The organism is Bradyrhizobium sp. BLXBL-01 (assembly GCF_051853025.1).
In the GTDB taxonomy this organism is placed as follows: Bacteria; Pseudomonadota; Alphaproteobacteria; order Rhizobiales; family Xanthobacteraceae; genus Bradyrhizobium.
Genome location: NZ_CP182471.1, coordinates 7006640 through 7019850, shown reverse-complemented (window position 1 = coordinate 7019850; position 13211 = coordinate 7006640). Strand labels below are relative to the sequence as shown.

At 57.1% G+C, this 13211-nt stretch carries 8 protein-coding genes; 5 read left to right on the top strand and 3 right to left on the bottom strand.

The window, feature by feature from the left end; genetic code table 11:
- Nucleotide 1: 1 nt before the first annotated feature.
- Together ACNJYA_RS32500 and ACNJYA_RS32495 are read left to right on the top strand one after the other, a co-directional pair.
- Entirely contained in the window at nt 2–1207 is a 1206-nt protein-coding gene (locus ACNJYA_RS32500; protein ID WP_439401369.1) for a glycosyltransferase, read from the top strand.
- Between the two features lie 299 nt (nt 1208–1506).
- Nucleotides 1507–3633, top strand: a complete 2127-nt coding sequence (locus ACNJYA_RS32495) for an Ig-like domain-containing protein (protein WP_439401368.1) — start codon at nt 1507–1509, stop codon at nt 3631–3633.
- A gap of 117 nt (nt 3634–3750) precedes the next feature.
- Here ACNJYA_RS32495 and ACNJYA_RS32490 read toward each other — a convergent pair whose 3' ends face one another.
- The 3 genes from ACNJYA_RS32490 to ACNJYA_RS32480 form a co-directional block, all read right to left on the bottom strand.
- The gene (locus tag ACNJYA_RS32490; protein WP_439401367.1) at nt 3751–5196 is read right to left on the bottom strand and encodes a hypothetical protein; all 1446 of its coding nucleotides are present in this window, start codon (nt 5194–5196) and stop codon (nt 3751–3753) included.
- 560 nt (nt 5197–5756) lie between these two features.
- Nucleotides 5757–6719 (bottom strand): NAD-dependent epimerase/dehydratase family protein, encoded by a 963-nt coding sequence (locus ACNJYA_RS32485; RefSeq protein ID WP_439364443.1) that lies wholly within the window; start codon nt 6717–6719, stop codon nt 5757–5759.
- 29 nt (nt 6720–6748) lie between these two features.
- The gene (locus ACNJYA_RS32480; RefSeq protein WP_439401366.1) at nt 6749–8116 is read right to left on the bottom strand and encodes an undecaprenyl-phosphate glucose phosphotransferase; all 1368 of its coding nucleotides are present in this window, start codon (nt 8114–8116) and stop codon (nt 6749–6751) included.
- A gap of 545 nt (nt 8117–8661) precedes the next feature.
- On the opposite strand from ACNJYA_RS32480, the gene ACNJYA_RS32475 reads away from it, so the two are divergent.
- The 3 genes from ACNJYA_RS32475 to fcl all read left to right on the top strand — a co-directional run bounded on the left by ACNJYA_RS32475 (nt 8662) and on the right by fcl (nt 12265).
- Nucleotides 8662–9489, top strand: coding sequence for an ABC transporter substrate-binding protein (locus ACNJYA_RS32475; protein ID WP_439364441.1), 828 nt, complete (start codon nt 8662–8664; stop codon nt 9487–9489).
- A gap of 783 nt (nt 9490–10272) precedes the next feature.
- Nucleotides 10273–11343, top strand: a complete 1071-nt coding sequence (gmd, locus tag ACNJYA_RS32470; RefSeq protein ID WP_439401365.1) for a GDP-mannose 4,6-dehydratase — start codon at nt 10273–10275, stop codon at nt 11341–11343.
- A complete protein-coding gene (gene fcl, locus ACNJYA_RS32465) occupies nt 11324–12265 on the top strand; it encodes a GDP-L-fucose synthase (RefSeq protein WP_439401364.1) in 942 nt (313 codons plus the stop codon). Before gmd ends, fcl begins: the two co-directional genes overlap by 20 nt.
- Nucleotides 12266–13211 lie beyond the last annotated feature (946 nt).

Here is a 13211-nt window from a genome sequence, read left to right as displayed (position 1 = left end):
AGTGTCAAAATCAGACAATCTTAACTTGAAGGTCGCGCACTTCACGGAAGCGCCGTTGGGAGGGGTTCTTGCGCATTTGCAGGAATTGATTGCGGAGCAAATCAAAGATTCTGCAATCTCTCAAGTTGTGGTCTTCGGTCCCGATATAAATGACGAGGCTCTATCAAAGCTGGCTCATCCAAAGCTTGTCATCAAGTCGTATCCATACGTTGGGCGATCGATACAGTCCCTGATCAGAGTCCCCTTTGCCGCCGGGGCGCTGATCCAACGCTTTAAGCCCGATGTCGTTCATGTCCACTCTACGTTTGCTGGACTGCTTGTGCGTCCAGTTGCTTTCCTGCCGAAGCGACGTCCAATCATTGTGTATTGTCCTCATGGTTGGGCGTTCCTGCGGGACACAAAGGCGAACCGGCTATATGCGTGGCTTGAGGCGGCATTGTCGCGCTTGTGCGACGGTGTCGTATGCGTATCTTCTTCCGAGCGCGAAGCGGCTGCTTCAGCCGGCATTCCTGTTTCAAAATGTGTTGTGATTCTAAATGGCATCGCGGACGAGGCGATGCCGTCAGCGAACTCGGCGTCAGGCCTTGAGAGGCCGGTCAAAATTCTTTTCGTGGGTCGTTTCGATCGACAAAAGGGATTTGACGTGTTTCTCGACGTCATGTCCGAGCTTGGCGACTTGGCTCAGGGCTTTGCGATCGGTGACTTTGTTACCGATGCCACTACCGCTCTAGAAATTCCCGAGAATGTCGAACTCCTCGGTTGGAGAACTCGGTCACAGGTCGAGGAGAGTTTGGCAACGGCTGACCTGCTCCTGATGCCTTCTCGCTGGGAGGGATTGCCCATGATCGCGATCGAAGCGATGCGAGCGGGCCTTCCGATATTCTCCTCCTCAGTAGGAGGGCTTCCGGAGCTTGTTGAGGATGGAGCGACCGGACGGCTCCTGAAGAGCTTGCGACCGCTGGATATTGCGAATGCGATACGTGCCACTAGCACTGAGGAATTGCGAAGCTTCGCTCAAAACGCTCATCATCGGTTTAGGATGCACTACACGGCCAGATCAATGGCTAGCCGGACAAAGCAACTCTATTTGGATCTCCTGGGAACTCGTGATTTTTACTCGCAAGAAGCCGTCACTACATCTCGAAGTAAGGAAGGCTCGGGAAGCATCCTGCATCGCTCCCTCGATGGGATGGACCGCAACCCGTAGAAAGCTCAAGCTCGCGCGCGCCCAGCTCCGCGCTACTCGTCCGACGCAGACCGAACCTCAAACTGGATTAAGCCCAGAGCAAGGTTAACGAAAAAATCCGGGTCCTTACGAGCGTGCAATGCCTTCTGATTTCATTAAGGAGCGAGCCGGCGCGCGCGAGCAGAGCAAATCGAGAAGCCGCGGGCGAATGATTGCGAAACGTCCATTAAGCACATCAGTTAAAGAGCGCTCGGTTTCCTTAAGCTGAAATGCGCATCGGCCATCTACGGTGGGCGCGTCCAGTTTGAGGAGCGCCAGAGATGTCCAGTTCAGCTTCCACTGCGGATTATGCAGTCAATTCCGCAACGAGCGTGACAAGCTTTATCGATTCGATCGGCATCGCCACTCACCTTGCGTCGTACGATCCGACTCACATCCTGAGCGAGTTATCCTATCTTGGCATTTCGAATGTCCGTGACGGCATCCCGCCCGCCACCGCGCTTTCGACGTATATCGCGCTGGCCGAGACCGGAGTCCGTTTTGTTCTTCTCGAGTCAAATTCCTTCTACGCGGATCAGGCGAGCCAGGTGAATGCGGCAGCCGACCTTGTACGCGCAGATGCTCTCGAAATGGCCGTGCCCGGCAGCATCATTGCGCTGGAAGGATCGAATGAATACACGACCAACACTTACTATCTCAACGGAATTTCCTCTCACGGGAATCTGAGCTGGGGCGCGGCCGACGACGCAGCGTTGCAGGCGGCGATGCGAGCAGATCCGCTGATGGCCGGCGTCAGCCTGATCGCCGCCTCCGAGTGCAGCACACTCGCGATCCCTTCCTTTGGGACATTTGCAGACGCCTCCAACGTCCATGTCTATGGAGGCATCGGCCAGCAGTTGCAGGACGGTATCAATGCCTGGGTCGCAGCCGCTCAGGCGTCCAATCCCGGCAAACCCGTCTACATCACTGAAACCGGCGTCTCCAGTTCGGGCTTCAACACATCGACCTGGGGCGGAGGCGTGGCTGATGCCTACACCCAGGGCATCATCGACACCAACGCGCTGCTGGACGGTTACAAGGCGGGAGCCGCCATCACCTTCCTGTATGAGCTAATGGATGAGCCTAGCGCGTCGAGTGACCAAGAGCAGCACTTCGGCCTCTTCAACGCTGACGGGACTCCGAAACCGGCCGCCGTAGACATTAGCAACCTGACGCATATTCTCGAAGACAAAGGTCCGCCGCTCACATCGCCCGGAACTCTCGCCTATAACATCACCGGTTTGCCGAGCACTGCGTCGTCGATGCTGCTGGAAAAGTCGAGCGGTGCTTTCGACATCGTTCTCTGGAATGGCAATGCTACACTTTACAACGGCACCAGCGTCGTGATGCCGCCAACATCGGAAGTAACGATCAGCTTGCCTAGCGCGGTCTCAAGTATCAAGATTTTCGATCCCATTAAAGGGACTACCGCCATTCAGACCGTTTCCAACGTGAGCAGCATAACCGTTGGCTTATCGGCCGATCCGATCATCATCGAGATCGAGCAATCTACCACGGTAGCGCCCGCTCCGCCGGCTGCGCCCGAGGCCCTGAGTGATGCCAGCATCGTGAACGGATACGTCAATGCGGTGCACAACACGGCGCAACAGGCTATTACCGGGATCGCCGAAGCTGGCGCCGTGGTGACAGTTTACGACAATTCGCTCGCCTTGGGTTCTATCGCTGCGGATGCCAATGGTGCCTGGAGCTTTGTCTTGGGCGCATTGCCGGACGGTTCTCACCAAATGACGGCCGTCGCCTCGAATGGATCTGGCCAAATGAGCGAGGCCAGCGCCGCTCTCAACTTCATAGTTGACACCATTGCACCGGTCCCGGGTATCGTCAACGTTGTGCCGACCGGGTCGAACTCGGTCACGATCAACGGCACCAGCACAACCGACTCGACCATTTCGCTGTACGACAACGGGAAGCTGATAGGGACGACCTTCTCCTCGAACGGCTCATGGAGCTTGACAAGCCAGCTGTCCAAGTCGGCTGTACACAGCTTGACAGAGACCGCGACAGACGCAGCCGGAAACACAGGGATCGCTCTTGGCGTTACTCTTTACTCTAATCAGGCCAACCAGACTCTAACTGGCGGAGCGGGCGCCGACGTGCTAATCGGCCGTGGCGGCGACAAACTGACCGGCGGCGCCGGGGCAGACACTTTCGTCTTCAACCCGGGTTTTGGTAAGCAGGTTATCAACGACTTCACCCCAAGCACCGCCACAATGCAGGGTGACCACATCGACATCAGCCGCGCGATGGTTCCGGATTTCGCCCACTTGTTAGCCGACGCCCAACAGGTGGGAAGCAGCGTGGTCATTACCATCGACAAGTCGGACGTCCTGACCTTGAATCATGTCGCGCTGTCGAACCTTCATGCGTCCGACTTCAGCTTCATCTGACGCTTTCGGTGATCGGCGGTGCGCCAACGGCTAGATCCGGTGGGGCGAACGGAGGCCAAGCCAAGGCAATCTACTCTTCAGAGCTAACGTTTTTGGCTGAGGGACTGCTAAGTTCTTTCAAAGGCGTTTGTTGCTTGGATAAAGGGGCGATCGCCTGATCGGTGCAAGAACCGCAAGTAGAAGCGAAGCAATCGGGCCCGGAAAGCTGCGGGCTATCGATCCTTCGATCCACTCAGATACAACTGTGTTATTCTTGCTTGTGAGGGCCAAGGGCAACTGGTCGAGTCGAAGGCGAGGAGCGATTTCCGAAAACTCACGATGAAACTGGCTGGGTGCGTGGGGGAATGAGCCCATCGCCTCAGCTTCTTTCCGAGTCGGGTGACTAATGAAGGCACGAAGAACGAGAATGGAGGCTTCTGTCAGGTCTGAGCCCAATCCCAAGATGTTCTGACCCGCTATGCCCAAATGAGCCAATACTTCGTCTGTGAATGCCTTAATGATATCGTGCTGTAGTCCAACTCCCCAGACGCTCGCCGGATCATTCTCCGCGTACGGAGCACGGACTGGCCGGGCGGTGCCATTTGCTTCTCTCTCATGGGAAATGGTCGTCCCGTGCTGCGCGGCGCAGATCGCTTCGAACAGTGAGGCGCGTATAAAGGGAGCCAGCGATGCTGCGCGCCCCTCTTTGACGTAGGACTCAAGAGTGCCCACGCCGGCGGGGCGGCTGAGCAGCCGGTAGTAAAACCCGTGAACGCGGTTGACGAAAGTTGGATCGTGCGACTGTACTGCAGCGTATAGAGACCGCTGTAGACCGCCTTTCCAGCCCAAATCGACGATGCCGATCTTTTCCTCGGTGAAGAATCCTTCCTGCCTTAGATAATCGACGAGCACCGCTCGTTGACGTGTTGCGTTCCTGATCACATGTTCCAGATGGCGGGATCTCAATGTGGATGCAAGATCGGAGATTTGTTGAGCCGTTAGCTTGGCCAACGGGGAGTTGAAACCAGCATCGGCCAGCAGCTTCAGAACAGTAGGATCACCGCTCAGACCAAGCCTCGATAAAATTTCGGCGACGGTTTGATCGGTGTGAAACCCCAGTGACTTGATGTCGTCCTCGGAAAGGTCCTGGATTCCGGGAAGGTGCAAGCTTTGACGAGAAACAAACAAATATCTTGCGTCTAGGTCCAATCCAGAGTGTCTTATGATCTTACGAGCCATCTTCAGTAAGATCTGGCCGTCACGCGCAAGAAAATACAGTTTTTTGACGCCGCTCGCTTGTGCACGCGCTAATATCCAAACCACGTATGCGAGAAGCATCACGGCGCTAACACCCGCGGATACTTCGGCAATAGTACGTTGTTGCGAAGTGACAGGGGCGCTCCTTAATCTGGCTGCGCGCGCACTCTCGGCCAAGGCAGATCGCACGATCTTCGGTTTGATAGAATCTGCCTGGGCAAGCAGACTTTCGAAACGAGTGAGATGCTCGTCGTGGCAACAAACAGATGAGCAGTCCCACCCGCCGGCCTGGACAACGTCCGCAAAAAAACTGTCGTCGATTTGCAAATGCTTACTCGAGTTTTTCGTTCTACAGCAGCCGGAGGAGGCCATCGCTGCGGCTCGCCTCAAACAAGTTGGACCGTGATGAATTCGCTCGTCTGAAAAAAGCTCGTTACTTATGCTTCGTTACTCATGCGAGAAGAGAGGATGCAGTAACCTTCGGTCGATATCAGAGGCGCAACTCACCGTATAATCGGGTTTCGCAGGCTAAGTGTCTTTGCTCTTTGTGTTGCGATGTTCCAAGCATGTGAAGTAGCAGGATGAATGTTTTTGTCCTCGTGAAGCATGGCCTTTCGGCCTATGGATAAGTGAATTCCGGTTCGACCGACCGCATTCATCCATGAATAGCTTGCTCCCGCGCCGCCTTCAAAGTGCCGCTGCGCGTAACGACGAGAGTGCGTCAGCAACGCTCAACACCTGCCTCTGTCAAATTACTAGTCGCAAACGTAAACACCGAACGTGCTAAACACAAAAGATGCGCCCCCATCAACCGACCTCTCGATGATCAAAATCTTGACCGGCCTGTTCACCTGTCCGAACAATTCACACAGACCCATGTCGCGGCACTAGGTGAAGCATCCAGACGAATCGTTTCGCCAACGCAACAGGGCTGATTGGAGTTGCCCGAGTGGCGCTTGACCCTTGGATTGCAGCCAACCAGGAACGACATTGGTAGACTTGACGAGCTTCATCACGCGATCAGGATGAATGCCAACGCCGACCGCCGAGAACGGCTTGAGAATCGCCGCTGCAGCTTTCACCGCAGCTTCGGGAAGCAGAAGCTCTCGCGCATTCGGAAAGTGAGTAGTCCGGAATGCCGTAACGATGTCCTCAATCGTATAGCGATCTGGGTAACACGCATTGAACAAGACGAAACGCTCCGGGCATGAACGAGCAAATTCGATCGCATTGATCAGGTCTTCGACATAGAAACAGCCCTTGATCGTGTCGCGTCGCCCTGGATAAACAAAAAAGCCCTTTTGCAGCAGAGTAGCGAGTCGAGTAAAATTCCCGTTTTCTCCTACTCCGAAAACGACTGCTGGTCGAGTAATGACTAGCTTTCGATCATCGCGTTCTGTCATCCATCCTTGAAACACCTGTTCCGCTAGGAGTTTTGACCTGCCGTAACTGGAGCTCGGTGCAGGGGGGGTGTCTTCCAGCTTGGTATCTTCACCAGGGCCATACACGGAGATCGAACTTGTGAAGACGATCTGCGGCACGTGATTGCGTCTGGCCAGTGCAGCGATCTCTACAGCTCCGCCGACGTTGGTCTCATAATATTCGTGGTCGGGGTGCCCAGGCGTGCGGTGTATTGCGGCCAGGTTGTAGATGGTTGTTATCTCGCCGGACGCGCCAAAGTTGCTGAGGTCGCGTACATCGCCGATCTTGTACTCGACGCCAGAGACAGGCATCGCAGGCGCTCGCAAGTCGACGCTCACAATTTTGGCTGTAGAGGTCTGTCGTAATCGACGCAGCAGATGGGTTCCGACGAAACCGGAGCCGCCAAAGATCAAAATGCTTTTTTCCATTACTCCCTCAGCCTCGAAATCTCTTGCCTTCAATATGCATTCGGATCGCGCAAACTTGTGGCTACAGTCAGAAGCAGAATCTTAAGATCAAGTCTGACGGTCCAGTTATTGATATACCAGATGTCGAGCTCGACTCTCTTCTGCATAAGCTCGATCGCGCGGATTTCTCCGCGGTAACCATTAACTTGCGCCCAACCGGTGATGCCGGGCTTGACGTGGTGGCGGAAGGCGTAGTTGCCGATGATCTGCTCATATTCGGTGTTGTGGGCGGCGGCGTGCGGGCGGGGACCGACCAGCGACATGTCGCCCTTGAGCACGTTGAAGAGCTGCGGCAGCTCATCGATCGAGGTCTTGCGTAGCCATTTGCCAATCAGCGTGACACGAGGGTCGTTCTTCTGCGCCTGCGTGATCGTTGGGCCGTCCTCGAGCACGTGCATGGTGCGGAATTTGAATATCCTGAACGCGCGCCCACCGAAGCCGTGGCGGGATTGGCGGAAGAACACGGGGCCCTTCGAGGTCAGCTTGATCAAGATCGCGGTCACCAGCATCACCGGCGCGAACACCAGCAACCCAAGGCTCGCGCCGATGACGTCGAGCGTGCGCTTGAGCGCGCGCTCGCTAGGGGCCAGCGGGGCGCGACGCAGTTCAGCGGTGAAGGTGTTGCCGGTGCCGAAAAGCGGATAGCGCAAAAAGCGCGCCGTGGTCGCGTCCGGCACCAGATGCACCGGGAGCGGCAGGATCTTCAGCGCGTCCAGAATGCTGTCGATCGCATGCTGCCGGCTCCAGTTCATCAGCAGGAAGATGTGCTCGATCCGGTTCTCACGCGCATAGACGATGAGCTCTTCGAAGCGCGGTGCGAGCGAGGAGAGCAATAGCGGCGACGCCAGCTGCCTTGCAGGAATTTCCATGATTCGCATCAAGCGATAGCCGTGCTGGCCGAGGTCGTCGATCGCGTTGGACGAGGTGGCAAGGCCGAACTCGGCGATCATAATCGCCCTCCCGTTGGCGAAGGCGCCGGTGCGCAAGGAATTCGCAGTCCACCGCGCCGCCACGGTCTTCCAGGCGACCAGGGTGGCAAGGCCGACCAGGTAGAACGAGATCGTGCTTCCTCGGGAGAACTCCTCGCTGACCTTCATTGTGAAGGCGATCGCTAGCAGCGCACCGAACAGAGCGGTCCACGTCGCGGTTGTCATTCGCAATGTGCGTGGCAGGTCCGTGATGGTTCGGAGTCGATAGCCCTGCTGCACTACGTTCAGAAGAACAAAATTGACTGCAACCAAGACACTAGCCGCCGCATACACGTCTGCTTTGCCGACGAAGCCCGCGGTCGACAAGAGATAGCCGACCGCGCAGCCAATCCCACTGACCACGATTAACGCTGCATCAACTACGGCCATTGAGTATTCAACAACCTCAGGGCGTAGCCAGCTTGGCGAAAAGCTTATAGATGGTGAAGCAGTTTGCTCGGCCACGGGAATTTCCGTCGCAGAATCAGGAACGGGCAGTGGTCGAGTAGTAATAATTGTCATCCTGCGAAATCCATTGACGCGGAATTTATTACCCGAATAAGCCGTGCTATCGGTCAAAAGCGCTGTTAAAACCAGGTAAAGGAAAAATTAACCTTACCCCCAAGGCGGATTGTAGCTCATCTCGCCTCAAGTGATATGTCAAATTTACAGACCGTTAGGAGTTCTTGTTGCCAACCCAGGACCGGAAGCGGACCCGACGGAAAGGGAGGCGGTACCTTGCTATGGGTCTTGCGGCCATCGCTTTGGTGGGTATCCTGCTTCTCCTTCTTCGTCCTGAAGCGACCCCCATACGAACGCCGACAGCTTCTAAAGCTGTGCCAGTCAAGCTCCTCCTTGACGGGCGATATAGTGCTCGATTTGCCGGCGAACTCGCTGCATCGAGGGGGGGCTATTTTTCCTCCCGCGTTGAGGTCTTGGCTCAGCCCGAAGACCCTGACTTCGTCCAAACCATTGCACGCCAAAGTGCCATTGGCGTGACGAGCAGCCAAAACTTCCTGCTGGCAAGCTGGCGCGGCGTGCCCGTAACTGCCTTCGCTGCAAGCTTGCTTGATACCTCGGCCGCGATCTTCACGCTCGAAAGCTCAGGCTTGCGGCGGCCGGGGGATCTGATCGGAAAAAGAATTGGATACCGTAGAGCGAGCGAGGGGGGCGTCGTTTTCGACGCCATGATGGCGCAGCTCGGGCTTTCCCGAAGCCATATAACCGAGGTCCGAGACCGCGATAGCTTCGAAGCACTGCGGGCGGGGGAGGTGGACGCGATAGTTGCTGCTATTGACGAGCAGCCCGATCCCTCGACCTCTGTGAAGCTGAACATCATCAAACCGCAGGACTACGGCATCCATGTCCCCGGCCAAGTCTATTTTGCGAGCAATGATCTCATCCTCGACCAGCCGTCCGTGATTGCCGATGTCCTCCAAGGCCTCATTCGAGGTTGGCAATTCGTTTATGCTGACTATGCAAAGAGCGTGCCCGTTCTCGCTGGCACCGGCCCGGCCGGCCTGAACCCCGAGCGGCTGAGATACGACCTACAGCTGCAGCGCGAGCTGGTGTTGCCGACGGGCGGCCGCATTGGCGATTACGACGAAAGTCGCTGGCGGACGCTGCGGGATATCCTCATTTTTGCGAAGCTCGGCGAGGAAGATGTGCCTATGGCTCAGACGGTCAACTACCGGTTCTTGCGGGATGCGTACCGCCGTTCACCTGACCTAGCCGCCCCCGGCGTCTTGGGCGTTGAGAAATAGGACCGAGAAGCCACACTCCTGCGCCATATTGACTAAGAATGGGCTCCCCCCCCCGGCATCGGTTGCTTTTCGCCCCGTGGCCTTGGTACATCTGGTTCACTCTTTGGGCCAGTCGCGGGGTGGCTCCGTGACGTTGGCGCTGTAGGATTTGACGACGGCTGAAATCCGCCGAGGCGAGGAGCTTTGGGATGCTTAAGACATCGATGCGAGCTGGACTATTGGCCGCGACCGTTTCTCTATGCGCAATCAGCGGAGCCAGCGCTGCGATGCAAATGCCAGTGCCGGCCGCCCTGCTGACGGGCGAGAGCCTAGCGACGCCTGCTACGTTCTGGGCGCAACCATACCCGTATCGCTACGTGCCCTCGCGCCGTTGCCCGTTGGTGCGGGTCGAGACGCCCTATGGCTGGTACATGGACCGGGTCTGCGCGTCAGTCGGTCCGGTGTTGCGTCGGGCGTATTAGCAACCCGGCCTCCTTACGCGCACACGCTCTTACTTTACCGCCCGCATGATTTGGCCTAGAGAAGTTCCTTTCTCTAGTCGTCAAGCGCAACGGCTAGTGCGAGAGAGAATTTGTTGAGGGTTGCAGATCTCTGCAGCCTTGGCAGACCAAGGAAGTTGCGACTGCACAATATCGAAGCGTTCTTCTCCCAATGCCAGAGCACCGCGGCTTGAGGGTGAACTGCTAAGGCTCGATAAGCGAAGCAACGCTTTCGAAGAAAACATCGATTGGTGATTGCGTGCGTGTGCGCGATTCGGCACATTCTGATGACCTCGGACAGCCTATGAGCAAGCCGGTCGCTCTTATCACCGGTGTGACTGGCCAAGATGGTGCCTATCTGGCCGAATATTTGCTGTCGCTCGGCTATGTCGTGCACGGCATCAAGCGACGCTCGTCCTCGTTCAACACGGCCCGCGTTGACCATCTGTACCGGGACCCGCACGTCGGTGAGGTTCCGTTCCTGATGCACTATGGTGATATGACGGACTCGACCAACCTGATCCGTCTGGTACAGAACATCAGGCCGACCGAGATCTACAATCTCGCCGCGCAGAGCCATGTTGCGGTCAGCTTCGAGAGTCCTGAATATACCGCGAACGCGGATGCGATTGGCGTGCTGCGGCTTCTGGAGGCGATTCGCATCCTCGGCATGGAGAAGGAGACGCGGTTCTACCAAGCCTCCACTTCCGAACTCTATGGCTTGGTGCAGGAAATCCCGCAAAAGGAAACTACGCCGTTCTATCCGCGCTCGCCCTACGGCGTAGCCAAGCTCTACGGCTACTGGATCACGGTGAACTACCGCGAAGCCTACGGCATGTTCGCGTCCAACGGCATCCTGTTCAACCACGAGAGCCCGATCCGCGGCGAGACGTTCGTGACCCGCAAGATCACCCGCGGCGTCGCCCGCATCGAGGTCGGTCTCGAGGATACGCTCTATCTCGGCAATCTCTCGGCCAAGCGCGACTGGGGGCACGCGCGCGACTATGTCGAGGGCATGCATATGATCCTTCAAGCCGACAAGCCTGACGATTTCGTGCTCGCCACCGGCGAGACGCGCTCGGTGCGGGAGATGGTCGAACTGGCGTTCGCGCAGGTCGGCCGCCGCATCCAATGGCGGGGCGAGGGAGTCGAGGAGACAGGCGTCGATGCGGCGAGCGGCAAGACCGTCGTCAGGATCGATTCGACCTACTTCCGACCGACCGAGGTCGATCTTCTCATCGGCGACGCCAGTAAGGCGCGTCAGGTGCTCGGCTGGAAGCCGAAGCGGAGCTTCGCTCAACTCGTCGAGGAGATGGTGGCGAGCGACCTTGCCGAGGCGAAACGGGACGCAGCCCATGGCAAGCGCGCCATTTGAGCTGAAGGGCAGAAGCGTTTACGTCGCCGGCCATCGCGGCATGGTCGGCAGCGCGCTCGTGCGCCGGCTTCAACGGGAGGACGTGAGGCTCGTCACGCTGGACCGGCGCGAGGTCGATCTCCGCAACCAGGCGGCCGTGTTCGGCTGGTTCGCGCAGATGCGGCCGCAGGTGATCTTCCTCGCCGCCGCCAAAGTTGGCGGCATCGTCGCCAACCATACGCTACGGGCCGAGTTCATCTACGACAACATTGCGATCGCCGCAAACGTCATTCACGCCGCGCATCAAAATGGTGCGGAGAAGCTGATGTTTCTCGGCTCGTCCTGCATCTATCCGAAGCTGGCGCCTCAGCCGCTCCGCGAAGACTACGTGCTCTCGGGTCCGCTGGAGCCGACCAACGAACCCTATGCGATCGCTAAGATCGCCGGCATCAAGATGGTCGAGGCCTATCGCAGTCAATACGGTTGCGACTTCATCAGCGTGATGCCGACCAACCTCTACGGGCCCGGCGACAATTATCATCCTGAACTGAGTCACGTCGTTGCTGCGCTCATGCGCCGGTTCCATGAGGCCAAGTTGTCCGGCGCGCAGAACGTCGTGGTGTGGGGCACCGGCACGCCCCGACGCGAGTTCCTCTATGTCGACGACATGGCGGATGCCTGTGTGCACCTGATGAAGACTTATTCCGGCGCCGAGCTGGTCAACATCGGTACCGGAAAGGACATTGCCATTGCTGAGTTCGCCCAACTCGTCGCAGACATCGTAGGTTACAACGGTGAGATCGCGTTTGACACCTCGAGGCCAGACGGCACGCCGCGCAAGCTACTCGATGTCAGCCGTCTCGAAGAGCTCGGTTGGCGCGCGAAGACCTCCCTCGCGGACGGTCTGAAGCAGGCGTACGCGGCATATCTGTCGCTTGGATGATAGCGCGGTTACTCCTGCTTAAAGCAAGCTGTCCTATTGCACCTTGAAGGCGTGTCACGTCGAAGGCGATCGAGCCTTCGATAGTCGTATTTTCTCGACGGTGTTTGCCGCGTCGGCGCGAGCACGGGCGCCGGTCGCGCTCCCTGCTTCTCTCCCTTCGCGTGAAGATCATAAAGTTGAGTAGCTTCCCAGCTCATCGTCGCCAATTAGTCATAAGCAAAGTTTTCTCTGAATGCGTCTAAAGCGCAAAATAAAAAACACGTGAGATTTAATCGTCCCATGTGCGGTCGCCGCACTCGCATTCAAATGAGCGCAGGGTCTTTTCCCGATCTGGGAAATGCACGACCTTTAGCAGGCGGAGCGTTCTTCCGCAGAATCTACACGTTCTATTTGGCCGGCTTTCGATTTCGCCAACCTTTTCGGCTCTAAACAGCTCCATCCCCTCCCCCAACCCGGCTCTCCTGAGCAAGAATTAGGCAAATACCCTAGATTGTCATCAAGAATCAACTTAGCCCCACTTGCGCAAACTGCGCTGGGCCGAACCAACTCCGATAAGATTGTCGCATCACCCGACAAGGCGGCAACTTCGGAATACGGTTTCTCGAGCACCAGTTAGAATGAGGAGTCTACGTAATGCTTCCTGAAAGCTCGATTATTGCCCTTGTTCGTACATGTTGACGACGCGGCAGCGTAGGCTGGCGCCGTCGCCAAAGAGGTAGGTGGCCACCTTCCAACTTTCGACGCGTTATCAGTCATTATGGCCAGGATTACGTATCATGTTGCCACAGCGCCGATCCAGATCGAGCGATCCGCCTTAAGAGACACCTTGAGAAATTCTTGACCGGAAAATGGGAAGATTTGCCCCCCGTTCAGTCGCTTGACCACGGGCCGTGTCACAGCTGGGCGCGGGCGTCATCCCATCAAGGATGCTCAATTGACCCCCAAA